Origin of the sequence: Pseudomonas tritici (genome assembly GCF_014268275.3) — a bacterium.
GTDB classification, from domain to species: Bacteria; Pseudomonadota; Gammaproteobacteria; order Pseudomonadales; family Pseudomonadaceae; genus Aquipseudomonas; species Aquipseudomonas tritici.
In genome coordinates, this window is the sequence record NZ_CP077084.1 from 981840 (window position 1) to 1005108 (window position 23269).

Consider the following 23269-nt stretch of genomic DNA (forward strand, 5'->3'; position numbering starts at 1 on the left):
CGCGCTGGGCTGCGCAGCAGCCCCATTGGCGGCGCTGAGTTTCCACAGTTGGAACGGAGGCGGCTGAATAGTGGGCTGCTGCGCAGCCCCGCGCGGGGCAAGCCCGCTCACTACAGTCAGAGCTGATAACTGAAGCTTAACGAGTAGCGCGGGCGTCGATCGAAGCTGTCCAGCGCTACGTCGGACATCGGCTTGGCGACTTCCAGCGCGATGTTGTAGTACTTGGCGTCGCCAAAGCGCAGCCCCACCGCTGCCGATGACATGTCGTTACCCTTGACCGGCAGGTCGTTGAACCAGGTCTTGGCGCGGTCGAACACCACGTAGGGTTGCAGGATCCTCACCCAGTCGCCGGCGCGGTTGTAGCTGTAGTTGACCTCGTACGCCACGCCCCAGCCTTTGTCGCCCGTGCCCTGGTCGTCGGGGTAGCCGCGCCCGAAGCTTTGCCCGCCGAAGGTGGCGCGTTCGCTGTCGGGCAGGTTGTCGTTACTCCAGTAGAGCGCACCGGACAGTACGCCTTGCCAGTTGTCGAGCAGCTTGTTGCTTTGCACGCCGGACAGGCGCAGGCGGAAGAAGTCGAGGTCGGGTTTAAGACCGCCGAAATCCGTGTGAGTCGTGGCGCCCATGCCATTGATGCCTTGGTACACACCGCCGCTGATGATGCGCAGCGACGTGGTGTCTGCCTTGCGCCAGTCTCCTTCGAAGGCCAGGGCGCGCAGGTCGGTTTGCAGTTCAAAGCGCTGGGGGAAGCCGTCCAGTGTGTAACGGGTGGTCTGGTCGACGGCATAGAGGCGCGTACCGAGGCTCAACGACTCCGTGGGCGAGGCGATAAAGGGGTGGCTGAGGCCGATTGAGTAACGGTCGATTTCCTGGTGCGGCTTGAGCTCGAAGCCATCACCCAGTTGCAGGCGGGTGCTGGGGTCGGCGCGGTAGCGTTCGCCGGAGAGCACCACCTGGGTGCCCTCGGCATTGATGAATTGGCTGTAGCTGGCGCGGTAGTAATGTTCTTTGTCTTCGCCAGGTGGAAACAGGCCGCTGAGGCTCAGTTGTTCGCCCATGGACGTCCATGAGTTGCTGGTGCCGGTCAGCAGCGCCTGGGTTCCGCCGCGGCTGGCCTCGTTGAGGCTCATGCTGGTGGTGAAGGGCTTGCGGCTGGCGGTGATCTGCATGTGAGTGCCGCCGTCTGTCGTGCTTGGCGGAGGCACTTGCGCCTGCAAGGTCACGCCTGGGATGGCGCTCATCAGGGTGGTGTAGCGCTCGAAGGTCTTGCGCGTGAGTGGGCGCTCGGCCGTGAGTTTTCCCGCCAGTTTGTCGACGTAGGACGAGACGGCGCCGATGTCGCCTTGCAGCTGGTAATCGCGGATGTAGCCTTCGACCAGCACCACCTGCACCAGGCCGCCTTCGAAGCGTTGTTCCGGCAGGAAGGCGTAGGACAGCAGGTAGCCGTCTTCCTGGTAGCGCCGGGTGATGTTGCGGGTGGCTTCGATCAATTGCGCCAGGTTGGTTTCATGGCCAATCAGCGGCTCGAATACCTGGGCGATGTCCTTGAGTGGGTAAACCGTTCCGCCGTCGATCTGCAGTTTTCGAATGGTCACTTTGCTGTCCATCAGCAACGGCTGCCCGGCGGTGGGGGCTGGCACCGGCACCTGGGTGGGCGTCGCGGCCGGTCGGTAGGCATCGGCGGGCAGGTTGGGCACCGGAAGGTTACGGATGGTGTCGTTGCTGTTGAGGAAGCTGGGTAGGGTATCGGCGTGGGCGTAAGCACTGAGGGTGAGCAATAACAACGGTGTCAAAGCGCGCATAGGACACTCCATGGTCAAAATTGCTGCAGCGTTTCGCAGATGCCCGCCGGGCTCTGGGGGCGCGGTTCGGGTGTTTTCAGGGGTCGATCATTGACCCCTAAAAAAGACGAGAGACTTAGTGGGTCTCTCGTCTCAACCAAGCGTAGGCGCTGTAGGTGAGGCCGTCTAATCGGCCAGGTGCAATTCTAATTTTTGCCGGTCACGCCACCCAACAGCCCACCCAGCAGGCCCCCATTTGCACCGGCGCCTGCTCCTGCACCCGCAGAGGCACCGGCGCCGAGGTTCAGGCCTCCACCGAGCAAGCCACCACCGGTATTGGTGCCGCCGGTGACCAGGCCGCCGATCGACGCGACGGTGCCACCCACGGCGGTCACGGTGCCGCCCAGGGCGTTGGTGACCGGGTTGGCAGTAGTGCCGCTGATTTTGCCGCCGAGGCTGCCAACCGCGTTGCCCACATGGGTGACCAGGCCGTTGACCGGGGCGCCCAGGCCGGTGGAGCCGCCAATGGTTTGGGTCAGGCTCTGCACGCCGCTGGTCACAGGGTTGAGTGCATTGCCGATGGGGCCGGTCAGCCCTGCGACCGGAACGCTGGTTTTAGTGCTTGGCGTGCCACCACCGAGGGCGGCCACGGTGATGCCCGTTTTGACACCGGTGACGCCTGCTGCGCTGACCACGCCATTGGTGTTGCCAGCATCCAGGCCACCGCCGGCACCGGCGATCACGCCACCGATGAGTTCGGCGAGGCCCAGTTTATCGGTGCTGCCTGTACCGCTGTCGTCGCTGCCGCCGCTGGTGTCCGCATCAGGGTCGACATAACCGCGGGCCTTGTCGACCACGCCGCCAACGCCATTGAACACGTGGCCCACGGCGCCAGTCACGGGGTTGCCCGTGCCGCCTGCGCTGGCGACTTTATCGCCCAGGCCATCGACGGTATCGCCGACTTTTTCCAGCAGGCCGCTCACCGGCTTATCAAGGCCCGTCGCGTTGCCGACTTTAGCGGTGGTGTTTTCCACCAGGGAAACAACCGGCACCAGGACTTTCGCACCTGCCGCGTGGGTAACCGAACCCAGTGGGCCGCTGGTGCTCGCGGTACTCAGGGTGTCACCAAGCATGGTCACGGCATAGCCGACCTTGCCCACCACATTGCCCACCGCCGGTGCGGCGCCGCCGACCACCGGCACGTTCCCGAGCAGGGTGGCGACGTTGGCACCGGTCACGGTCACGCCATCTCCCAGGTCGGACACACCATTGGCCACGCCAGCGACGGTTTTGCCCAGTGCGTTACTGTCGGTACCCAGCGTCCCCAGGCCATCCGACAAGCCGCGTCCGATGGTGTCTACTGCGTTGCCGGTCGCCGTTACCAGGTCGCCAGCGGTTGCGCCAACGATCGGCAGGCTGCCAAGGGTAGTGCCCAGGCTCCTGAAGGTGTTGCTGAGGTCGGTCATGGTATCGCCGCCGGTATCGACCACGTCGGCAGTGACCAGTGAGGCTGAGCTGACGCCTGGATCGGTGCCGCCGCCAGTCCCGCCACCGCCGGCATCGGAGGAACCGCCGGAGGAACCACCGCTTTTATGCCCGCCACCACCGCTGCTGCAGCCGCCGAGTGCCAGTGCTACTGCCAGGGCCAGCGCGGTACTTGCTTTCCAAAACACGATTTGAGTTTTCATGATTGAGTTCCCTGCACCTGTACAACCTTGGTTGTCTTCAAGCGCTCGCTATTTCTTGGGATAGCGATGCGTTTGTCCGTGTGGCTATAACAGCCCCGGCGGCGCGCTCTCTCAATTATCTCTTTGGTATTAACGATTTATATACCGCTGCAATGAACCGGTTAAGCGACTAATGCCAAGGGTATAGGGGGAGGGTGTATCAAGATGTATATGTTTTTGAAATCAAAGAGTTGAATAAAAAAGCGGACTTAAAAAAGTCCGCTATTACTTAAGGTGTATATATACAATTAATCAGTTTATTTCAGGCTATCGGCCGCCACTTACCTACCATATGTTCAATGTCGCCAGCGCCTTTCAACCACAACTCACCGGTGGAACCGGCGGCGCTGGTTAATAACGTCACATCACCGGGCAGGCGCACGGGTTTCTTGAACTCGACGTCTATTTCGATATTGGCGGCGGGCAGGTGTTCGCTGAGGGCGGCGAGCGTGCGCGCCTTGTTCCATAACCCGTGAGCAATGGCCTGAGGGAAGCCGAACAGCTTGGCGGTCAGGGCGCTGAGGTGGATCGGGTTGTAGTCACCGGAGACCCGTGCATAACGGCGGCCGATGTCGGCAGGGGCTTTCCAGCGGGTCAGTTCGTTGACGTGGGTCGGGGAAGGCTGGGCGTGATCCTCTGCGTCATCTTCCAGTTTCACGCCCCGGCACAGCATGCGGCTCTCAGCTTCCCAGAGCAGGCCGAGGGAATCCTCGACGCTGGTCACTAATTCAAAGGTCGCGCCTTTGGGGTGGGGCTTGAGGTTTTGTGTGTGCACGCTGATGGACAGCTCGCTCACGCCGCCCAGGGGACGGTGAAGGCGGATGCGATTATTCAGGTGAATCAACCCCAGCAGTGGGAAGGGAAAGTTGCTCTCCGTCAGCAACTGCATCTGCAAACCAAACGCCAGGATATGCGGATAAGTTGCCGGCAGAATCGGGCTGTCGGTAAAACCACAGACCTTGCGATACGCCGCCACCTGCTTGGGGTGGATGCTCACCCGACAGCGCAACCCCTGTTCGGGCAGGGTGTTGCCGGTAATCTTGCGCTTAAGCGCCGCGCGCCAATACAACGGCGGCAGAAACGGCGTAGCGCCTAATGTCTTCCATTGCATGCCTATGCTCCCAGGATACTTTGCCCACACACCCGCAGCGCTTGCCCGCTGACCGCACCGGAACCCGGTTGGCCAAGCCAGGCCACCGCTTCGGCGACGTCTTGCGGCAAGCCACCCTGGCCCAGCGAACTCATGCGCCGCCCGGCCTCACGCAGCGCGAACGGAATATGCGCGGTCATCTGGGTTTCGATAAAACCGGGGGCCACGGCGTTAATGGTGATGCCGCGTTCCTTGAGCAATGGCGCCCAGGCTTGCGCGAGGCCGATCAACCCGGCCTTGCTCGCGGCATAGTTGGTTTGCCCACGGTTACCGGCGATGCCGCTGATCGATGCCAGCAGCACCACGCGGGCGTTGTCGTGCAGGGTGCCGCTGTCGAGCAAGGCCTTGGTCAATAGTTGCGGTGCGTTTAGATTGACCGCCAGCACCGCGTCCCAGTATTCCGGGGTCATATTCGCCAGGGTTTTATCGCGGGTGATACCGGCGTTGTGCACCAGGATGTCGAGGCCATCGGGCAGTTGTTCGATCAATTGGCTGGCGGCGTCTTCGGCGCAGATATCCAGCACCACGGTGCGGGCACCCAGGCGCGCGGCCAGGGCTTCGAGGTCGGCCTTGGCCTGCGGCACGTCGAGCAGGATGACCTCGGCGCCGTCGCGGGCCAGGGTTTCAGCGATAGACGCGCCAATGCCTCGGGCGGCGCCGGTGACCAGCGCCTTGCGCCCGGCCAGTGGTCGCGTCCAATCCTCAACGGGGGTGGCGCAGGCTTCCAGGCGAATCACCTGGCCGGAGATATACGCACTTTTCGGCGAGAGGAAAAAGCGCAGCGCGCCTTCCAGTTGGTCTTCGGCACCCTCGCCGACGTAGAGCAATTGCAACACGCCGCCATTGCGCAACTCTTTGGCCAACGAGCGGCTGAAACCTTCCAAGGCGCGCTGGGCGCTGGCGGCGAACGGGTCGCGGAGGCTCTCCGGCGCGCGGCCGAGGATCACCACGTGGGCGCTGTTATCCAGGTTTTTCAGCAACGGCTGGAAGAACTCGCGCAGTTGCTTGAGCGTGTCGGTGTGCTGCAGATCGCTGGCATCGAATACCACGGCCTTGAGTTTGGGGCCATGGCCGGGAATCCACGTCGAGGCTTGGCTGCCGTAGGTGTAGATAGCGTCGGTGAATTTGTGAGCAAACGCTTGCACGTTGGTTGCCAGCGCACCACCGCCCAGCAGCAACGCGCCTTCCACCGGACGCAGGCGCCCGGCTTGCCAGCGTTCCAGGCGTACCGGTGACGGCAGGCCAATGGCGGCGACCAGGCGATGGCCGAGGCTTGAGTTGGCGAAGTCGATATAACGGTCAGACATGGAACGCTCTCCGAAGGCTGGGGTTCAAAGGGTTGACCACCCCGGGGTGGCAGTCGTTCGATTGAGCCTAGGCTAGGCTTGATGATTCCACCCACAACCATCAGGGAGCTTTCCATGACTCAATTGCGCCGTGTAGCGATCATTGGCGGTAACCGCATTCCTTTCGCTCGCTCCAATGGTCCGTATGCCACCGCGAGCAACCAGGCGATGCTGACGGCTGCGCTGGAAGGCCTGATCGAACGCTACAAGCTGCACGGCCTGCGCATGGGCGAAGTGGCGGCCGGCGCGGTACTCAAGCATTCGCGCGACTTCAACCTTACCCGCGAATGTGTGCTGGGCTCGCGCTTGTCGCCGCAGACACCGGCCTATGACATTCAACAGGCCTGCGGCACCGGGCTGGAAGCCGCATTGCTGGTGGCCAACAAGATTGCCCTGGGCCAGATCGAATGCGGGATTGCCGGCGGGGTGGACACCACTTCCGATGCGCCCATCGGTGTAAATGAGGGCCTGCGCAAGATTCTGCTGCAAGCCAACCGCAGCAAATCCATGGCGGATAAATTAAAAGTCCTGTTACAACTTCGTCCCCATCACCTCAAGCCCGAACTGCCACGTAATGGCGAGCCGCGCACAGGCCTGTCCATGGGCCAACATTGCGAATTGATGGCGCAGACGTGGCAAATCCCCCGCGCCGAACAGGATCAGTTGGCCCTGGAAAGCCACCAGAAAATGGCCGCCGCCTACGCTGAAGGCTGGCACAACGATTTACTCACACCGTTCCTGGGCCTGACCCGCGACAACAACCTGCGCCCCGACCTGACCCTGGAAAAACTCGCCGCGCTTAAACCCGCCTTCGAGCGCAGCGAGAAGGGCACGCTGACTGCCGGCAACTCCACGCCCCTCACGGACGGCGCGTCGTTGGTACTGCTGGGCAGCGAAGCCTGGGCCAAGGAACGCGGCTTGCCAATCCTGGCGTATCTGCGCGATGGTGAGGCGGCGGCGGTGGATTTCGTCAACGGCGCCGAAGGCCTGCTGATGGCACCGGTATATGCCGTGCCGCGGCTGCTGGCGAGGAATGGCCTGACGCTGCAAGACTTCGATTACTACGAGATCCACGAAGCCTTCGCTGCCCAGGTTTTGTGCACACTCAAGGCCTGGGAAGATGCGGACTACTGCAAGACGCGCCTTGGGCTTGACGCGCCGTTGGGGGCCATCGACCGCAGCCGGCTTAATGTAAAAGGCAGTTCCCTGGCCGCCGGGCATCCGTTTGCCGCCACAGGTGGGCGTATCGTCGCCAATCTGGCAAAGTTGCTCGACGCAGCAGGTAAGGGGCGAGGCCTGATTTCGATCTGTGCCGCCGGCGGTCAAGGCGTGACGGCGATCATCGAGCGTTGATTGCGCCACAAATTGGCATATTGGATGCATTCTGAAGGGGTCAGAGGTCGGTAGCCTCTCCCACCGGCGAGCCGATTGCCGTATAACGAGTTCCACACGCGTGTTTGGTAATACAGGACCCACAATAAAAGCTGATGAAGACTCCTAAACGCATTGAACCCCTGATCGAAGACGGTCTGGTCGACGAAGTGCTGCGCCCACTCATGAGTGGTAAAGAAGCAGCTGTTTATGTGGTGCGCTGCGGCAACGAATTGCGTTGCGCCAAGGTTTACAAGGAGGCGAACAAACGAAGTTTTCGTCAAGCGTCCGAATACCAGGAAGGCCGTAAGGTCCGTAACAGTCGTCAGGCCCGGGCCATGGCCAAAGGCTCCAAGTTCGGCAAGAAAGAAACCGAAGATGCCTGGCAGAATGCCGAAGTGGCGGCGTTGTTCCGCTTGGCCGGCGCGGGCGTTCGCGTGCCCAAGCCTTACGACTTCCTGGAAGGCGTGCTGTTGATGGAGCTGGTGGCCGACGAGTATGGCGACGCCGCGCCACGTCTGAACGACGTGACGCTGGATCCGGACCAGGCGCGCGAATACCACGCCTTCCTGATCTCGCAGATCGTGCTGATGCTGTGTACCGGCCTGGTGCACGGTGACTTGTCCGAGTTCAACGTACTGCTGACGCCAACCGGCCCGGTGATCATCGACCTGCCCCAGGCGGTGGATGCGGCGGGCAACAACCACGCGTTCAGCATGCTGGAGCGGGACGTGGGCAACATGGCTTCCTATTTCGGGCGTTTTGCTCCCGAGTTGAAGAAGACCAAGTACGCCAAGGAAATGTGGGCGCTGTACGAAGCCGGCACCTTGCACCCGGCCAGCGTCTTGACCGGCGAGTTCGACGAGCCGGAGGAGTTGGCGGACGTGGGCGGTGTGATCCGCGAAATCGAAGCAGCGCGGCTGGATGATGAACGTCGTCAGGCGATTCGCGCGGCGGATGATGCGCCGCAGAGCAAAGTGTCGGACGAGCCACCGCCACCGCCGTGGATGCAGTAGTCAGAGCAACTGCGATCGAATGTGGGAGCTGGCTTGCCTGCGATAGCATCAACTCGGTGTGACTGACATACCGAGGTGTCTGCATCGCGGGCAAGCCCGGCTCCCACACAAGCCAGCTCCCACAGTTGTTTTGTGTACGCCTGGTCAGGCGCAACAGCTGCCCGATGCCAACTCCTTGAGAATCGGACAATCCGGCCGATGATCGCCCTGACAGTGCTCCACCAGGTCCTGCAATGTATCGCGCAGTTGTCCCAGTTCCAGAATCTTCTGGTTCAACTCTTCGATGTGTTGGCGCGCGAGCGCCTTCACGTCAGCGCTGGCCCGTTGCCGGTCCTGCCACAGGGTGAGCAACTTGCCGACTTCCTCCAATGAAAACCCCAAATCCCGCGAACGCTTGATAAACGCCAGGGTGTGCAAGTCATCCTGGCCGTACACGCGATAGCCACTGTCGGTGCGGTGGGCGGCTTTGAGCAGGCCGATGGATTCGTAATAGCGAATCATCTTGGCGCTGAGCCCGCTCTGGCGTGCGGCTTGGCCGATGTTCATGGGCGTTGATCCTCCAGATCCTTGGGTTTCCAAGTCTTCAACAGTAACGCATTGCTTACCACGCTGACGCTGGACAAGGCCATCGCGGCCCCCGCCAGCACTGGATTGAGCAGGCCAAACGCTGCCAGGGGAATGCCAATTAAGTTATACACAAAGGCCCAAAACAGGTTCTGGCGGATTTTTGCGTAGGTCTTGCGGCTGATCTCCAGCGCGGCCGGCACCAGGCGCGGATCGCCGCGCATCAGGGTGATACCGGCCGCGTGCATGGCCACGTCGGTGCCACCGCCCATGGCGATGCCGATATCGGCGGCGGCCAGGGCCGGGGCGTCGTTGATGCCGTCGCCGACCATCGCGACGACGTCGGTTTTCTTTAGTTCGGCGACGGCGGCGGCTTTGTCGGCGGGCAGCACTTCGGCATGCACATCATCGATGCCCAAGGCCTCGGCGACCACGCGGGCGCTGCCGCGATTGTCACCGGTGAGCAAATGGCTGCTGATGTGCTGGGCCTTGAGTTGCTGCACAGCCTCCAGCGCACCGGGCTTGAGGGTATCGCCAAACGCGAACAGCCCCAGCACACGCGGTTGCGCACCTTGCTCGATCAACCAGGACAAGGTACGCCCCTCGGCTTCCCACGCCTTGGCGGAGTCGGCAAGGTCGCCCATGCGTAAGCCGCTTTCTTCCAGCAGCCGACGATTGCCCAAGGCCAGCGGTTGCCCCTCAAGCGTGCCGGCGATACCGCGCCCGGTCAGGGATTGGCTGGCGCTCACGTCGGTCACGTTCAAGCCTTGTTCATGGCACGCATCCAGCACGGCCTTGGCCAACGGGTGTTCGCTGCCGCGTTGCAACGCGCCGGCTTTTTGCAGCAGCAGCGCTTCATTGCCATCCACTGCCGCCAAGTGGGCGATTTTCGGCGTGCCTGAGGTGAGGGTGCCGGTCTTGTCAAAGACCACGGCGCTGACTTCATGGGCGCGTTCCAGGGCTTCGGCGTCCTTGATCAGGATGCCGTGGCGTGCAGCGACGCCTGTACCGGCCATGATCGCGGTGGGAGTGGCCAGGCCCAGGGCGCACGGGCAGGCGATCACCAGTACCGCTACGGCATTGATGATCGCGGTCTCCAGGGACGCGCCATACAGCCACCAGCCGATCAAGGTGACGGAGGCCAGCACCAACACGGCAGGGACGAACACCTGGCTGACTTTATCCACCAGTTTCTGGATCGGCGCCTTGGCGGCTTGTGCGTCTTCCACCAGGCGGATGATCCGCGCCAGCACGCTTTCGGCGCCGAGGGCCAGCGTGCGCACCAACAGGCGGCCTTCACCGTTGATGGCGCCGCCGGTGACTTTATCGCCGGTCTGCTTGGGCACCGGCAGGCTTTCGCCGCTGATCAAGGCTTCATCGGCATGGCTTTGACCGTCCACCACTTCGCCGTCCACCGGGAAGCGTTCGCCGGGTTTGACCAGCACCAAGTCATTGAGCTTCAAAGCGCTGATGGCGACGTCTTCTTCGCGACCGTCGAGCACTCGAATCGCCCGTTCGGGACGCAGGGCTTCCAGGGCGCGGATGGCGCTGGCGGTCTGGCGTTTGGCACGGCTCTCCAGGTATTTACCCAGCAGCACCAGCGCGATCACCACCGCCGAGGCTTCGAAGTACAGGTGCGGCGCCATGCCTGGGTGGGCCGTGAGCCATTCATAAATGCTCAGGCCGTACCCGGCGCTGGTGCCGATGGCCACCAGCAGGTCCATATTGCCAGCGCCGGCCCGCACGGCTTTCCAGGCAGCGATATAGAAGCGCGCGCCAAAGATGAATTGCACCGGTGTGGCCAGGGCGAACTGCGCCCAGGCGGGCAACATCCAGTGCAGGCCAAAAGGTTCCACCAACATGGGCAGCACCAACGGCAGTGCCAGCAGGATCGCCAGCAGCAACGCCCAACGCTCGCGATGCAGGCGCTGGGCTTGATTGGCTTCGGTGGCCGTTTCGCTTTGGGGCAGGGTGGCGGTGTAGCCGGCCTTGTCGACGGCGGCGATCAGCACGCTGGCGTCCATTTGGCCAAGCACTTCAACATGGGCACGTTCGTTGGCCAGGTTGACGCTGACGCTTTGCACCCCCGGCACTTTGCCCAGCGCGCGCTCGACCCGGCCGGCACAGCTGGCGCAGGTCATGCCGCTGATGGGCAGGTCAAAGGTGGTGGATCCATTCATGGGGCAGTCCTCCAGGAGAAGTTGCCCCTAGGATCAACCTTGACCTGTGGGGAAGGTCAAGCGCCGTTAATATTCCAGTGCGGCGGGTTTGAGGTACATGCCGTCCGGGCCCTGGGCGATACGCAATTTGCGCACGTCACCGACCTTGAGCGTGATGTTCTGCGCGGGAGGCGCGAGCAGGCCTGGCAGGCAACCTGGGGATTGGCCCGGTAGCAGCTTCAAGCGCAACGACAGATTGCCCGCCGGCAGGTTGAACGACGTGGCTTGCTCCTGGAACAACCGGCCGGCCAGTTGATCATTCAGGTATAGGCCGATCTCGCAGTTGGTCGGCACTTCCAGGCGTTCCCGGGAAATGATCAGCACCGCATAGTCTTCTGCGGCAACGGCCTGGGGCGCAGCGGCAGACAAGCTCATCAGGCCGGCAAGGGCAAAAAAAGACCAGCGCATGGCGAATGCTCCGTGGTTTGAATCGAAGAGGAATGAAGCTTGGCCTTTGAGGCCGCCAAATACCAGCCCGGCAGAAGTTTTCAGAACTTGACCTTGCCATCGTGGCAAGGTCGAGACTGGGTTCAACCTCATCAAAGGAGTCATGTCATGCAAGTATTCAGCGTTGAAGGAATGACCTGCGGCCATTGCGTTCGAGCGGTGACCCAGGCGCTGCAGAGCCAGGACCCGGCGGCCAGCGTAAAGGTCGACCTGGCGGCAAAGGAGGTCGGCGTCGAGAGCCGCCTGTCTGCCGACCAGGTGATCAGCCTGATCACGGAAGAAGGCTACAGCGCCAAGCTTGCCTGACGGGTAAAAATAGTTAGCGAGCTATCGTGTTCAATGCGCCCAAGCGCGGCTAGACTGTCGGGCTGCCGTTTGACTTGGGTGCCCGATGAACCTTCGCATAATCCTGATTCTGGGCGCCTTGAGCGCCTTCGCTCCGTTGGCGATCGATTTTTACCTGCCGGGCTTCCCGGCAATGGCCAAGGCCTTTGCCACCGATGAAAAACACATCCAGCTGACCCTGGCGGTGTACTTCGCTGGCCTGGCCATCGGCCAGTTGATCTATGGCCCACTCGCGGACCGCTTTGGTCGACGCGGCCCGCTGCTCAGTGGTGTCACTCTGTTTACGCTGGCCTCCTTTGCCTGCGCCTTCGCGCCATCCCTGGAATGGCTGATCGGCGCGCGTTTCGTGCAGGCCCTCGGTGGCTGCGCCGGCATGGTGATTTCCCGCGCGGTGGTCAGCGACAAATGCGATGCGGTGGGCTCGGCCAAAGTGTTTTCCCAATTGATGCTGGTCACCGGCCTGGCGCCGATCCTCGCGCCGCTGGCTGGCGGTGTGATGGTGGGATTATGGGGCTGGCAGTCGATTTTCCTGGCGCTGTCGATATTCAGCGTGATGGCGGCAATCGCCGTGGCGATCGGGCTGCCGGAAACCTTTCCGGCCCATCAGCCGCGCCAGCCGTTGTCCGGGTCGTTACGTCGCTACGGCTCGCTGTTGTCCGATCGGGTTTACCTGGGTTACGCGCTCACCGGCGGTATTTCGATTGCCGGGATGTTTGCCTACATTGCCGGTTCACCGTTCGTGTTTATCCAACTCTACGGCGTGCCAGCCGAGCATTACGGCTGGCTGTTTGGCTCTAATGCCGCAGGCTTTATCCTGGTGGCACAGGTGAATGCGCGGTTGCTGGCCAAGCGTGGCCCGGCGTACCTGCTGTCGCGCAGTGTGTGGGTTTACCTGTTGGCGGCGTTGACGCTGCTCGGCATCACGGCCTTACGCACCGAAGCGCTGTGGCCGTTGCTGGTGCCGCTGTTTATCTGCATCGCGAGCCTGGGCTGCATTTTGCCCAATACCTCGGCGTGTGCCATGGGCGGGCAGGGTGCACGCGCCGGTAGCGCGTCGGCGCTGCTCGGGTGCATTCAGTTTGGCGTGGCGGCGGGCGCTGCTTCATTAGTGGGTCTGCTGCACGACGGCACGGCGATGCCGATGGCCATCGTCATCAGCCTGTGCGGTGTATTGGCGGTAACGATTGCGATGTCGACCCAGCGCCTGCAACGGGCGAGGGCCGAGCAGGCGCAGGGCTGAAGCGCGGATCAGCCAGCGGCGGAGCGTTGCTGGCTGTTCGGAAAGCGGTGGGGGGCTTGGATACGGGCTTGCAGGGTGTCGGCAAAGGCACGGGCTTCGGCCTCGGTGCGGAAGGTGAACGCGTCGCCGTCGAGACGAACCTGCCATTTATTGCCTGCGGATTTTGCTAACGCTTTTATCAGGATCTTCATTGCTGACTTCCTCACGTAAAAGAATCGTGGCAAAGGCGGCCAATATAAACCCGAATACGCTCACACATATGACAAAGATCAACTCTCAGACTAGCGGTGTCGTCCATTACTCACAGGAATAATGGACAACACTGACAGACGTTTTTCAGAACCCTTCCAGCACGATCTTGCCCTTGGCCTTGCCGCTTTCCAGCAGCGCATGGGCACGCCGCAGGTTCGCCGCATTAATCACACCGAAGTGCTCACCCACTGTGGTTTTCAGGGTGCCTGCGTCGATCAGTTCGGCCACGCGATTGAGCAGGTTGTGCTGTTCGATCATGTCCGGGGTTTCGAACATCGAGCGCGTGTACATGAACTCCCAATGCAGTGACAGGCTCTTGCGCTTGAGCTTACTGACGTCCAGTGCCTTGGGATCGTCGATCAGCGCGAGCTTGCCCTGGGGTTGCAGGGCTTCGACCAGTTGGTCCAGGTGATGGTCGGTCTGGGTCAGGCTGGCGACGTGGGTCACTTGCGCGTGGCCGGCTGCTTTCAGCGCTTCGCTCAGCGGTTGGCTGTGATCGATCACCAGGTCGGCGCCGAGGGCCTTGGCCCATTCCTGGGTTTCCGGGCGCGAAGCGGTGCCGATCACTTTCAAGGCGGTGAGCTGGCTGGCCAACTGGGTCAGGATCGATCCTACGCCACCCGCGGCGCCGACGATCAGCAGGCTCTGGCCTTCATCCTGTTTGCCTTCACGCACTTGCAGGCGTTCGAACAGCAGTTCCCAGGCGGTGATGGCGGTCAGTGGCAGGGCGGCAGCGTCGGCAAAACCCAGGCTTTTCGGCATGTGCCCGACGATGCGTTCGTCCACGGTGTGCAATTCGCTGTTGCCCCCCGGGCGTACCAGAGAGCCGGCGTAGAACACCTTGTCACCGGCCTTGAACAGCGTCACTTCGCTGCCGACAGCCTTGACCACGCCAGCCACGTCCCAGCCCAGCACCTTGGCGGCGCCGTTTTCCGGGGCGACGTTCTGGCGCACTTTGGTGTCCACCGGGTTGACCGAGATGGCTTTGACTTCCACCAGCAGGTCACGCGGGCCGGCGACGGGCGCTGGCAACTCAATGTCTTGCAGGGCGTTCGGGTCGTTGATCGGCAGCGAGGCGTAGTAGGCAATGGCTTTCATGATGGCTCCAGGAAAAGGGCGGGTGATCAGGCAAGAAACTTCAGGCGCTTGAGGTCGAAGTGTTCGATCACATCAGCGGCCTTGGCGCGAAAGCTCTGGATGTGCGCGCTCTGGTCGTGGTCGGCCAGTGCTGCGTCGTCGCTCCAGCGTTCGAGCATGTAGAAGGTTTCGGGGTGTTGCAGGTCCTGGTGCAGGTCGTACTGCTCACAACCGGCCTCAAGGCGGGTGGGTTCCAGCAGGCCGCGCAGCAAGGTTTCCAAGGTGGCCTGCTGGCCGGGTTTGGCGATCAGCGTGGCGATGACGTTAAAGGCAGTGGACATATTCAACTCCAGATACGTAATGAACGGGATGCACGGATGATTGGCTATTTCCCCAGGAGATAAAAGCCGCTAAAACAAAGGTCTGTTTCAACCAAATTTTGATAATGAGCGGGAATGCATGCTGCGTTTTGATGATTTGCAGTTGTTTGTGCGTGCGGCGGACCTGGGTAGCCTGTCCGCTGCCGCACGGGTGATGGACCTGTCGCCTGCGGTAGCCAGTGCCGCGCTCAAGCGCATCGAACAGCAACTGGGCACGCGCTTGCTGGCGCGCTCTACCCGCAGCCTGCGCTTGACGGCTGAAGGCGACGGTTTCCTGGAATATGCTCGCGCCGCGTTGAGCTCGCTGGATGAAGGGCGGCGCTTATTGGCCAGCGGCCAGGACCATGTCAGTGGCGTGCTCCAGCTGTCGGCGCCTTCCGATTTCGGGCGTAACCAATTGCTGCCGTGGCTGGATGAATTCCAGCATGAGCACCCGCAACTGAGCGTGCGCCTGTTGTTGGGTGATCGAATTGCCGACTTGTTCCGCCAGCCGGTGGACATCGCCCTACGCTACGGTGAACCCGAGGATTCCAGCCTTGTCGCGCTCCCCGTCGCGCTGGAAAACGTTCGCGTGTTATGCGCTTCCCCCAGCTATCTCGCGCGGTTTGGCGAGCCTCGGCAGTTGGAGCAACTGGCCCAGCACAATTGCCTGCTGTACATGCTCGGTAGCCGGGTCCACGACCACTGGACTTTTCACGACGGTAAACGCGACGTCAGCCTGACCGTCTCCGGCGACCGTTTCAGTGACGATGCCGACGTAGTCCGCCGCTGGGCGGTGGCGGGTGTAGGCATTGCCTACAAGTCCTGGCTGGATGTGAGTACTGACGTGCTGGCCGGGCGCCTGCGCTTGATCCTGCCTGAGCTGCGCGGTGAGCGTACGCCACTCAATCTGCTGTGTGCTCATCGCGCGCAACTGAGCAAACCCATCAACCTGTTGCGGGAAATGCTCGTGTCCCGTTGTGCGATGTTGACTGCCCAATTACCGGAGCCATTGAGCGCGACGTAACGGCCTCCATCAAAGCAGGAAATTTCACTCAGATACCGTCCCTATCTACGCTGTCAGACGCCGTGGAACCGGCGATTTACGGCCCTATACTTTGGCGCCAACCTCAGTAGAAAAATAAATCGACAGGGAGTGAAAAGATGGAAGTGGCACCTTGCATCAGTCAGATCGCCAGCTTGCTCGCCGAGCCCAAACGCACCGCCATGCTGTGGGCCTTGATGGATGGCTCGGCCAAATCGCCGGTTGAGTTGGCAACGCTCGCCGGGTTGTCTCCGACATCCGCCAATGCGCACTTGGCGCGAATGACCGCAGGTGGTTTGCTGCGGGTTGAGGCCCGGCGTGGCAAGCGTTTGTTTCGTGTTGCGGCACCTGATGTCAGCGCTGCCATCGATGCCTTGGCCAGAACCACCATGGCGTGTGTTGCACGCAGCGCGCCGGGCGTAACAGCGGCGGCCCTGGTTGCTCCGCCGCTGTTACGCCATGCCCGGTTGTGCCACGGCCACCTCGGCGGGGAGCTGGGGGCGCAGCTGTATCAACATCTGTTGGAGGCGGGGTGGATCGAGCGCTATGAGTTGCGTACCGACATTACGGTCAAAGGCGCGCAGCACTTGGCCGGCCTGGGTATTTTCATTCAGGCATTGGCATCGCCGCTGGTGTGTAGCTGTTTTGACTGGAGCCAGCAGCAACCGCACCTGGGCGGTGCGTTGGGGGCAGGGTTGTTGCAACTGTTTTTGCAGTCGAACTGGATCAGTGTGATCAACGAGTCGCAGGCCTTGCAGGTGCACGCTATCGGGCAGCGGGAAATCGCCCGATTCACCCTGGCTGGGTGAGGTGTTGACGTGAGATCGATGAATTGAATGTGGGAGCCGGGCTTGTCGAACCGTCGAACCGCCGCGATAGCGGTGTGCCAGGCAATAAATTGCTCACTGATACACCTCTATCGCAGGCAAGCCAGCTCCCACATGTTGGACTGCGTTCAGTCAGTTATGGCTTGACCAGTCTGGCATCCAGGCTGTTCTGCGCCAGGCGCTTGGCCTGGTCCTGGGTCATGCCCAGCGAGGTGTACAGCGCGTGGAAGTTCTCGGTGACATAGCCGCCGAAGTACGCCGGGTCATCCGAATTCACCGTCACCTTCACGCCACGCTCGAGCATGTCGAGGATGTTGTGTTGGGCCATGTCGTCGAACACACACAGTTTGGTGTTGGACAATGGGCACACGGTCAGCGGGATCTGCTCGTCGATGATGCGCTGCATCAAGCGCTCGTCTTCGATAGCGCGCACGCCATGATCGATACGCTCGATCTTCAGCAGGTCGAGGGCTTCCCAGATGTATTCGGGCGGGCCTTCTTCACCGGCGTGGGCCACGGTGAGGAAGCCTTCGTGGCGGGCGCGGTCGAACACGCGCTGGAACTTGCTCGGCGGGTGACCCATTTCCGAACTGTCCAGGCCCACGGCCACAAACGCGTCACGGAACGGCAAGGCCTGGTCCAGGGTTTTCTCGGCTTCGGCTTCGCTCAAGTGGCGCAGGAAGCTGAGGATCAAACCGCTGGTGATGCCCAGTTGTTGCTCGCCATCTTTAAGGGCCGCGGCGATGCCGTTGAGCACCACTTCGAACGGCACGCCACGGTCGGTGTGGGTCTGCGGGTCGAAGAAGGGTTCGGTGTGGATCACGTTCTGCGCTTTGCAGCGCAGCAGGTAGGCCCAGGTCAGGTCGTAGAAATCCTGGGAGGTGCGCAGCACATCGGCGCCCTTGTAGTACAGGTCAAGAAACTCTTGCAGGTTGTTGAATGCGTAGGCCTTGCGCAGGGTGTCGACGTCGTTCCACGGCAGCGCAATCTTGTTGCGCTCGGCCAGGGCGAACAGCAACTCAGGCTCCAGCGAGCCCTCCAGATGCAGGTGCAATTCAGCCTTGGGCAGGGCGTTGAGCCAATCGTACATTTTCTAAATTCTCATCAGGTGCAATGGCGACATTCTACAGGCCATAGCTGAAATAATCGGTAAAACCTGACCAGCAGGAGAGTTTTGGTTTTATTCATGCAAGAACCCTCTCAACTAAGATGTAACGAAACGTTAGCGACACCGCGCAGTCTGTACCCCATCAATGACAGATTTGCCGTACTAAAAGGCCCGAAATGCTTACCTCACTCAAGCAAGAAAAATTCATGCTGCTGGCGCTGATTGCCGCCATCGCCGCCTACCCGCTGGAGCACTGGATGCTGCACAGCGGACAAATGGTGGCGCTGCTGGCTGGCGCGGCACTCATTGGCTTTATTGTGATGGCGTCGATGCGCGTTGCCCATCACGCCGAGCAACTCGCGGAAAAAGTCGGCGACCCCTACGGCACCATGATCCTCACCCTCGCCGCCGTGCTCGTGGAGGTGGTGATCCTGGCGATCATGATGAGCAACGAGCCTTCGCCCACCCTGGTGCGCGACACCATTTACTCGGCGGTGATTTTCTAGACACACTCCGCTTTGGTGTCAAAGCCCTTAGGCTTTGACCTGCTCCTGCTCCTGCTCCTGCTCCTGCTCCTGCTCCTGCTCCTGCTCCTGCTCCTGCTCCTGATGTGGAAGCTTAAGATCTGCATTTGACTGGGAATGCTCTTGCCTGGGCCTTCCTGGCACACCTCGGTCTATGGCATACCCCGGAAGCCCGAAAAAGTCTGAGTGATGTCGGCTCACAACTCCAGATGCCGCTCTGTTCGATTTGTATCAATCGTCGGTATCTGCGGGTCTTGCCATCAAAGCACCTGCGAATTTCTTCATTCTTGCCTTGAAGCCTGTTTTGTTCGAAAGGTCTTTATGCACCTTGGGCAGCCGCTCTTTGAGTTTTGTCACATAGGAGGCATAGGTGTCTTTGTGATCCTTAGAGATCGACCAGTCTGCGAGCTGTTCCCATCTGCTATCTAGGAAGTCCGAAGCTAGGGAGGTAGATCCTGGCTCGCGGTGGAGGAACAAAAGTATTCGGAGTAAGCGGTCTTCCTCAACGGCATTTCGAGGAGCGACACTTGGAAGTAGGGCTCCGAACTCAGACAATATGAATATCGAGGACTCAACAGCGGTAGCGCTATCATAGATGCAAGCTCTAAGTTCGGTACCGACAATAAACTTAGTGTCCTTGTCGAAAAGATTCAGTACGTTTTTTATATTTCTGAGCGCCGATGGGGAAAGGGCCACGAATGGAGATTGTTTGACCGCAGTCGTAAAGTACGTTGAGATTGCAGAGTGAGCGTTTTTCTCTCCTGCGAAATCTAGCTTACGAACCGCCATGTGATCCAGCGCATTAGCTACCCTAGGGTTGGGGCTGTTGAATATCGCGAGCCAAGCAGGAGCAGCAATCTCCGGCCCAAAGTCTCTGTTTAGAATATGTGCTCTGAACGCAAGTAGCATCTTGTTCGATCCGGTGAGGATCTCCTCAAGAAACTGCGGATCTATTTGGTCTAATGTTGGAATGTTCTGAACCGCTAAAGGAAATGAAGTGAACCATTCTAAAAATTCGCCTTCTTGTAGGCCGGCATCTTCTAACGCTTCGCACAGTTCGGTGTAGTGTCGGTATACATCAACAGTAAAAATGCTAGCTGCCAGTCTGTCCTTAATCACTCGGACGAGTAACGGAGCCACTAGCTCTCTTGACTCGGGCTGTAGAACCAGCGCGAACAGATTACCAGTTGTTATCAAAGCGCCCGTCATCGCATTTAGAAACTCTGGCTCTTGAGCAAAAGCAGATTCTATTTCTGGAATCTCGGCAAGCTCAGCTCCCATATCCTGTCGGATATATGCAACCGCCATAGCGATCTTTATAAAGTTTGATTTTGTAGAGGATGCGTAGCTCTTGATAAGGGTAGGTATGGAGCTAGAGTATTTTTCAAAAAAAGCCAGGCCAAGCCAAGCTCGCTCGTCGGCAGGATCACTGCTAATCGCAGTCGTAATTTCCGCAGCTTGTTCATCGTCTAGTTGATAATCGCGCTTCTTTACGGATAGCTTCATTTGCCCGAAGTATTGGTAAAGGCAGTGCACCCACTCATCTTCCGGCAGGGGAGTCATTTCAAGAGCGACGGTATCATTGGAGATAATCTGTCTAACTGCGTCGACACGGCCCTTCTGGCTGAGAGAAATGCGATTGGTGTCGATTACCAAGAGGTCTGGATCCGGAACTAAGGTGTGGAACAGTACCTCAGAGCTATCCATAGTCAGCTCTGGAAATTGATAGTCCAACGCATGGAGATAACTGTCATACAGAGTGATTGTTTTCTGATATGAGTCATTGGCGTCGGGGTCGAACGCTTGCCTGTTCATCTGCAAGAAAGCGTCGTGGGCAGCTTCAAGCTTTCCATCGAAAATCGTTTTGCTGACTCCCAGATTAATCAATCCTTTTATAGCCTCAAAATAACCTGTTTCGGGAACGTGACCTTCCAGTAGAGGGCTCTCTGTAAACCGTTTATTGACAAGAGGAATCAGCGCACCGATGTCGCAGTTCCCTGACGAAGCCGCCTCATGCAGTGTGAGGAATAGATTATTAGGCGAGACTGCACCTTCCAAGCCCCTCACAAATGAGTCGGTAAAGCCAAAGTACGGCACTAGCGAAGCTAGTTTTTTTCCGTCCTGAGATTCAATGGCAGTTGCCAAGGGTTGATCAATCAGTTCAGCGATGGCGATATCAGGAGATGTTTGGAAATGGATCTGGAGAATTTGAATTGGCCAGCCTTGATCCATGTCCTCCCCGAACAGTGTTTGAAGAGTGCGTCTGGTTCTGACCAGGTTCAAGCTAGTTATCTCTTTTAGCTCTTTTTCATCAGCCTTATCGGTCGGAGTAGCAGAGTCTGTCGCCGGCGCACTTGGCTCCTTTAGCAACGTCTCTATGGGGATATTGTTGTATTTACAGACCGCGATATAAGCCGCGATGCATACAACGCTTGGCTGCCCGGCTGTAACCAGCATGGTCGTGGCGATATCGTTAATGAATCTTTTTTGTAAGCGTGGTGTAACTAAGCCTCCTGCCATGGGGCTGTGACGTTGCAAAATGATGCTGCAAGTATCTGCATCGCTTTGACTCGCTGGGCCGAAGGTCTCAGACCACAGCGCGCGAAATGCATCCTTCCATCCGGATGTGATGATTGGTGGTGTACGAAATACGACAGGGAATTTCTTAGCGATGAAATCCTTGGAGTCGTAGCTATGCTCAGTATCTCCATTTAGGTATTTCGACACCTTCGTTGAGCAAAAAGGAACAATCACGCTCAGGTTCTCGGTTCCCGTTACTGATGTGAAGATCTCCAGGTCACTCCATACCGAGCGTAGGACGTCTCGAGGCAGTCGGTCGAGGTTGTCTATCACTATAATGAAATGATGCTCTTTAACTGCGTGAAGATGATTTCTTAATGCCCGTTTCAAGTCTAAAGGGCTGACTTCCTTGCTGATCTCAATCGTCTCGGTGATCTGGTCATCCGAACTCCCTTTGAGGAGGCTGCTGATGTTCCAGCGCTTTTTGCCAGTTTGTTCTTTGCCGTTGAAGAAATATGCGAGGATCAGAATGATAACTGGGGCTAGGCTAGTGCCTAGGTAGAAGAGATGTTGCCACCAGGGTAACTCTGCACTCGCCCTTAGCTGTGGTAGGTAGTCTCTAATGAACGTAGGGCTGAGCACACCACTTGCGATTAGAAGGACTGCCCATACGCTGATGTGGCTTCTAGTATCTTTTGTATAACTGAAGTGTCGGCCTAAGGCAATGTCACGGGTTTTCAGGACTTCTGGTATGGCGTCCTTATCTCCAACTTTAGTGAGAAGATCTGTAACTTGATCAGTAAATAATTCGATAAAATTACTTTTTATAGATCCTTGATAGTTTTGCTCGCAGTCGAATATCCATAGTACGGATTTCGAACCTTTGTCCTTTATTTTTTTCTCGAGCATTTGCAGGATAGAGCTTTTGCCTGAACCAAACTCACCATCAAGTCCGATTACCCGGTGGTTTTTTCGACTACTTATATAGTCATGGATAGCTTGCGCTACCCTGTCGTGGCTCTCGCCTTTGAACGCGTCCCGTTCGGATGGGTTCTCGCTTTGAAAATTTAAGATGTTCATCAGTCCCTTGCACCTTTGAGGCTCAACAACGTGGCCAATGACCACGAGGATACTGCTTTTGATGGCTAAGTGCCCACATCGATTTTACAAATAACACTTCCACGGTTTATATATTTCGAGCGGCCCGGAAAGCGCTAAGTGCCTTGCCGTGTGGCGATGTCTTGTCTGAATACCGAACGGTGTCTCCCAGCGATGGTCTAGTAGCATGTCGATGCCCCATAACTGACGGAAAGCCGTTCTCTGTCTACATCGTGGACGCTCATGGCCGTGGCCCAGCGACGTCTCTATTAACTAAAAAATCAAGTAAGGAATCTCGTAATGGCGGGCAGTAGCCTCTTCGCACTTCTGGACGACATCGCCACGCTGCTAGACGACATCTCCCTCATGAGCAAAGTCGCGGCGAAGAAATCGGCCAGCGTCTTGAGCGACGACCTTGCTGTGAATGCTGAGCAGGTCACCGGCATGAAAGCTGACCGAGAGCTGCCGGTGGTATGGGCTGTATTCAAGGGCTCGTTGAGAAACAAAGCCATCCTGGTGCCTTGTGCCTTGGTATTGAACGCACTGTTGCCTGCGGCGGTTCACTGGCTGCTCATGATTGGGGGAGCATATCTCTGTTATGAGGGCTTTGAGGCTATCAAGGACAAGCTCACGGCTGGTCGAGACGATGACACAGGGCAGCCAAACAAAACGAAGCCTAAGACGCCTGAAGAGCTTGCAGCTTATGAAAAGCGGAAGATTGCAGGGGCTGTTCGAACGGACTTCATCCTGAGCGCCGAGATCATCGTCATCACCCTAAATATCGTTACTGATGCCCCGATGCTCCAACAGATTTTGACGTTAGCGCTGATCGCGGTAGTCATGACAGTGGGCGTTTACGGATTGGTCGCGGGGATCGTCCGCTTGGATGATGCTGGTCTTATTCTCCAGAAGTCTAAAGCTACCGGTACATGGGGTTCTGTGGTGCGGACTGTCGGGCGATGGCTGCTGTCGGCTGCTCCGAAGCTTATGAAAGCATTATCCTGGATCGGAACTGTGGCAATGTTCCTGGTCGGGGGGGCGTTCATTACAGAAGGCATCGGGCCGATGCAGCACTTTGCTGAGAGACTGGTCGAAGGGGCAGGGGCGTGGGAAACCTTCGCAACTTTAGGCATTCACTGCCTGGTAGGCGCGCTTGTAGGCATGGTTGCCGTACTTGTGGTCAAAAGCATCACATCCATCACTGGAAGTAAGGCTTAAAGCTAGCTCTCATCGACGATGTTGAATCTGGAATCGCA

Annotated in this window: 19 protein-coding genes and 1 pseudogene; 8 read left to right on the forward strand and 12 right to left on the reverse strand. The window is 59.1% G+C overall.

Annotation, left to right across the window (positions count from 1 at the left end; all coding sequences use genetic code 11):
* Nucleotides 1–116: 116 nt before the first annotated feature.
* The 4 genes from HU722_RS04150 to HU722_RS04165 form a co-directional block, all read right to left on the reverse strand.
* The gene (locus HU722_RS04150) at nucleotides 117–1799 is read right to left on the reverse strand and encodes a ShlB/FhaC/HecB family hemolysin secretion/activation protein (RefSeq protein WP_065874262.1); all 1683 of its coding nucleotides are present in this window, start codon (nucleotides 1797–1799) and stop codon (nucleotides 117–119) included.
* A gap of 185 nt (nucleotides 1800–1984) precedes the next feature.
* Complete coding sequence (locus HU722_RS04155; protein WP_065889027.1) at nucleotides 1985–3466, reverse strand: collagen-like triple helix repeat-containing protein; 1482 nt, start codon at nucleotides 3464–3466, stop codon at nucleotides 1985–1987.
* 301 nt (nucleotides 3467–3767) lie between these two features.
* The gene (locus tag HU722_RS04160; protein WP_065874260.1) at nucleotides 3768–4616 is read right to left on the reverse strand and encodes a MaoC family dehydratase; all 849 of its coding nucleotides are present in this window, start codon (nucleotides 4614–4616) and stop codon (nucleotides 3768–3770) included.
* A 2-nt stretch (nucleotides 4617–4618) separates the two neighbouring features.
* Nucleotides 4619–5962, reverse strand: a complete 1344-nt coding sequence (locus HU722_RS04165) for a 3-oxoacyl-ACP reductase (RefSeq protein WP_065874259.1) — start codon at nucleotides 5960–5962, stop codon at nucleotides 4619–4621.
* 114 nt (nucleotides 5963–6076) lie between these two features.
* Here HU722_RS04165 and HU722_RS04170 point away from each other — a divergent pair, with 114 nt between their 5' ends.
* On the forward strand, nucleotides 6077–7354 hold the full coding sequence (locus tag HU722_RS04170; protein ID WP_065874258.1) for an acetyl-CoA C-acetyltransferase: 1278 nt from the start codon (nucleotides 6077–6079) through the stop codon (nucleotides 7352–7354).
* Nucleotides 7355–7488: 134 nt separating this feature from the next.
* A complete protein-coding gene (locus HU722_RS04175; protein WP_065874257.1) occupies nucleotides 7489–8388 on the forward strand; it encodes a PA4780 family RIO1-like protein kinase in 900 nt (299 codons plus the stop codon).
* Between the two features lie 144 nt (nucleotides 8389–8532).
* Here the strand turns inward: HU722_RS04175 and cueR are convergent, their stop codons facing one another.
* The 3 genes from cueR to HU722_RS04190 form a co-directional block, all read right to left on the reverse strand.
* Nucleotides 8533–8934 carry a Cu(I)-responsive transcriptional regulator gene (gene cueR / locus HU722_RS04180; protein ID WP_010213432.1) on the reverse strand — a complete coding sequence of 134 codons (402 nt, stop codon included), beginning with the start codon at nucleotides 8932–8934 and terminating at the stop codon, nucleotides 8533–8535.
* Entirely contained in the window at nucleotides 8931–11132 is a 2202-nt protein-coding gene (locus tag HU722_RS04185; protein ID WP_065874256.1) for a heavy metal translocating P-type ATPase, read from the reverse strand. Before HU722_RS04185 ends, cueR begins: the two co-directional genes overlap by 4 nt.
* Nucleotides 11133–11198: 66 nt before the next feature.
* Nucleotides 11199–11579 carry a hypothetical protein gene (locus tag HU722_RS04190; protein WP_065874255.1) on the reverse strand — a complete coding sequence of 127 codons (381 nt, stop codon included), beginning with the start codon at nucleotides 11577–11579 and terminating at the stop codon, nucleotides 11199–11201.
* Nucleotides 11580–11726: 147 nt separating this feature from the next.
* Here HU722_RS04190 and HU722_RS04195 point away from each other — a divergent pair, with 147 nt between their 5' ends.
* Both HU722_RS04195 and HU722_RS04200 read left to right on the forward strand, forming a co-directional pair.
* A complete protein-coding gene (locus HU722_RS04195) occupies nucleotides 11727–11924 on the forward strand; it encodes a heavy-metal-associated domain-containing protein (protein WP_065889025.1) in 198 nt (65 codons plus the stop codon).
* 85 nt (nucleotides 11925–12009) lie between these two features.
* Complete coding sequence (locus tag HU722_RS04200) at nucleotides 12010–13203, forward strand: multidrug effflux MFS transporter (RefSeq protein WP_065879953.1); 1194 nt, start codon at nucleotides 12010–12012, stop codon at nucleotides 13201–13203.
* An 8-nt stretch (nucleotides 13204–13211) separates the two neighbouring features.
* On the opposite strand, the gene HU722_RS04205 is transcribed toward HU722_RS04200, so the two are convergent.
* The 3 genes from HU722_RS04205 to HU722_RS04215 all read right to left on the reverse strand — a co-directional run bounded on the left by HU722_RS04205 (nucleotide 13212) and on the right by HU722_RS04215 (nucleotide 14873).
* On the reverse strand, nucleotides 13212–13394 hold the full coding sequence (locus tag HU722_RS04205; protein WP_049710180.1) for a hypothetical protein: 183 nt from the start codon (nucleotides 13392–13394) through the stop codon (nucleotides 13212–13214).
* 145 nt (nucleotides 13395–13539) lie between these two features.
* Nucleotides 13540–14553 (reverse strand): zinc-binding alcohol dehydrogenase family protein, encoded by a 1014-nt coding sequence (locus HU722_RS04210; protein ID WP_065889023.1) that lies wholly within the window; start codon nucleotides 14551–14553, stop codon nucleotides 13540–13542.
* Nucleotides 14554–14579: 26 nt separating this feature from the next.
* Nucleotides 14580–14873 carry a putative quinol monooxygenase gene (locus HU722_RS04215; protein ID WP_065874251.1) on the reverse strand — a complete coding sequence of 98 codons (294 nt, stop codon included), beginning with the start codon at nucleotides 14871–14873 and terminating at the stop codon, nucleotides 14580–14582.
* 118 nt (nucleotides 14874–14991) lie between these two features.
* Here HU722_RS04215 and vimR point away from each other — a divergent pair, with 118 nt between their 5' ends.
* Nucleotides 14992–15918, forward strand: a complete 927-nt coding sequence (gene vimR, locus HU722_RS04220; protein ID WP_065889021.1) for a transcription regulator VimR — start codon at nucleotides 14992–14994, stop codon at nucleotides 15916–15918.
* Between the two features lie 137 nt (nucleotides 15919–16055).
* On the forward strand, nucleotides 16056–16745 hold the full coding sequence (locus HU722_RS04225) for an ArsR/SmtB family transcription factor (protein ID WP_065874249.1): 690 nt from the start codon (nucleotides 16056–16058) through the stop codon (nucleotides 16743–16745).
* Nucleotides 16746–16899: 154 nt separating this feature from the next.
* Here HU722_RS04225 and HU722_RS04230 read toward each other — a convergent pair whose 3' ends face one another.
* Nucleotides 16900–17853 carry an adenosine deaminase gene (locus tag HU722_RS04230; protein WP_065874248.1) on the reverse strand — a complete coding sequence of 318 codons (954 nt, stop codon included), beginning with the start codon at nucleotides 17851–17853 and terminating at the stop codon, nucleotides 16900–16902.
* Nucleotides 17854–18047: 194 nt separating this feature from the next.
* Here HU722_RS04230 and HU722_RS04235 point away from each other — a divergent pair.
* Nucleotides 18048–18371 (forward strand): annotated as a pseudogene (locus tag HU722_RS04235) (calcium:proton antiporter); the annotation flags it as partial.
* Nucleotides 18372–18626: 255 nt separating this feature from the next.
* Here HU722_RS04235 and HU722_RS04240 read toward each other — a convergent pair.
* Nucleotides 18627–21995, reverse strand: coding sequence for a P-loop NTPase fold protein (locus HU722_RS04240; protein WP_186754716.1), 3369 nt, complete (start codon nucleotides 21993–21995; stop codon nucleotides 18627–18629).
* A gap of 318 nt (nucleotides 21996–22313) precedes the next feature.
* Here HU722_RS04240 and HU722_RS04245 point away from each other — a divergent pair, with 318 nt between their 5' ends.
* On the forward strand, nucleotides 22314–23231 hold the full coding sequence (locus HU722_RS04245) for a DUF808 domain-containing protein (RefSeq protein ID WP_186754718.1): 918 nt from the start codon (nucleotides 22314–22316) through the stop codon (nucleotides 23229–23231).
* Nucleotides 23232–23269: the final 38 nt, after the last annotated feature.

What these genes read in the sequence shown, in the direction of transcription:
- HU722_RS04150 (WP_065874262.1), bottom strand. Translation starts at nt 1,799, where the DNA reads ATGCGCGCTTTGACACCGTTGTTATTGCTCACCCTCAGTGCTTACGCC.
- HU722_RS04155 (WP_065889027.1), bottom strand. Translation starts at nt 3,466, where the DNA reads ATGAAAACTCAAATCGTGTTTTGGAAAGCAAGTACCGCGCTGGCCCTG.
- HU722_RS04160 (WP_065874260.1), bottom strand. Translation starts at nt 4,616, where the DNA reads ATGCAATGGAAGACATTAGGCGCTACGCCGTTTCTGCCGCCGTTGTAT.
- HU722_RS04165 (WP_065874259.1), bottom strand. Translation starts at nt 5,962, where the DNA reads ATGTCTGACCGTTATATCGACTTCGCCAACTCAAGCCTCGGCCATCGC.
- HU722_RS04170 (WP_065874258.1), top strand. Translation starts at nt 6,077, where the DNA reads ATGACTCAATTGCGCCGTGTAGCGATCATTGGCGGTAACCGCATTCCT.
- HU722_RS04175 (WP_065874257.1), top strand. Translation starts at nt 7,489, where the DNA reads ATGAAGACTCCTAAACGCATTGAACCCCTGATCGAAGACGGTCTGGTC.
- cueR (WP_010213432.1), bottom strand. Translation starts at nt 8,934, where the DNA reads ATGAACATCGGCCAAGCCGCACGCCAGAGCGGGCTCAGCGCCAAGATG.
- HU722_RS04185 (WP_065874256.1), bottom strand. Translation starts at nt 11,132, where the DNA reads ATGAATGGATCCACCACCTTTGACCTGCCCATCAGCGGCATGACCTGC.
- HU722_RS04190 (WP_065874255.1), bottom strand. Translation starts at nt 11,579, where the DNA reads ATGCGCTGGTCTTTTTTTGCCCTTGCCGGCCTGATGAGCTTGTCTGCC.
- HU722_RS04195 (WP_065889025.1), top strand. Translation starts at nt 11,727, where the DNA reads ATGCAAGTATTCAGCGTTGAAGGAATGACCTGCGGCCATTGCGTTCGA.
- HU722_RS04200 (WP_065879953.1), top strand. Translation starts at nt 12,010, where the DNA reads ATGAACCTTCGCATAATCCTGATTCTGGGCGCCTTGAGCGCCTTCGCT.
- HU722_RS04205 (WP_049710180.1), bottom strand. Translation starts at nt 13,394, where the DNA reads ATGAAGATCCTGATAAAAGCGTTAGCAAAATCCGCAGGCAATAAATGG.
- HU722_RS04210 (WP_065889023.1), bottom strand. Translation starts at nt 14,553, where the DNA reads ATGAAAGCCATTGCCTACTACGCCTCGCTGCCGATCAACGACCCGAAC.
- HU722_RS04215 (WP_065874251.1), bottom strand. Translation starts at nt 14,873, where the DNA reads ATGTCCACTGCCTTTAACGTCATCGCCACGCTGATCGCCAAACCCGGC.
- vimR (WP_065889021.1), top strand. Translation starts at nt 14,992, where the DNA reads ATGCTGCGTTTTGATGATTTGCAGTTGTTTGTGCGTGCGGCGGACCTG.
- HU722_RS04225 (WP_065874249.1), top strand. Translation starts at nt 16,056, where the DNA reads ATGGAAGTGGCACCTTGCATCAGTCAGATCGCCAGCTTGCTCGCCGAG.
- HU722_RS04230 (WP_065874248.1), bottom strand. Translation starts at nt 17,853, where the DNA reads ATGTACGATTGGCTCAACGCCCTGCCCAAGGCTGAATTGCACCTGCAT.
- HU722_RS04240 (WP_186754716.1), bottom strand. Translation starts at nt 21,995, where the DNA reads ATGAACATCTTAAATTTTCAAAGCGAGAACCCATCCGAACGGGACGCG.
- HU722_RS04245 (WP_186754718.1), top strand. Translation starts at nt 22,314, where the DNA reads ATGGCGGGCAGTAGCCTCTTCGCACTTCTGGACGACATCGCCACGCTG.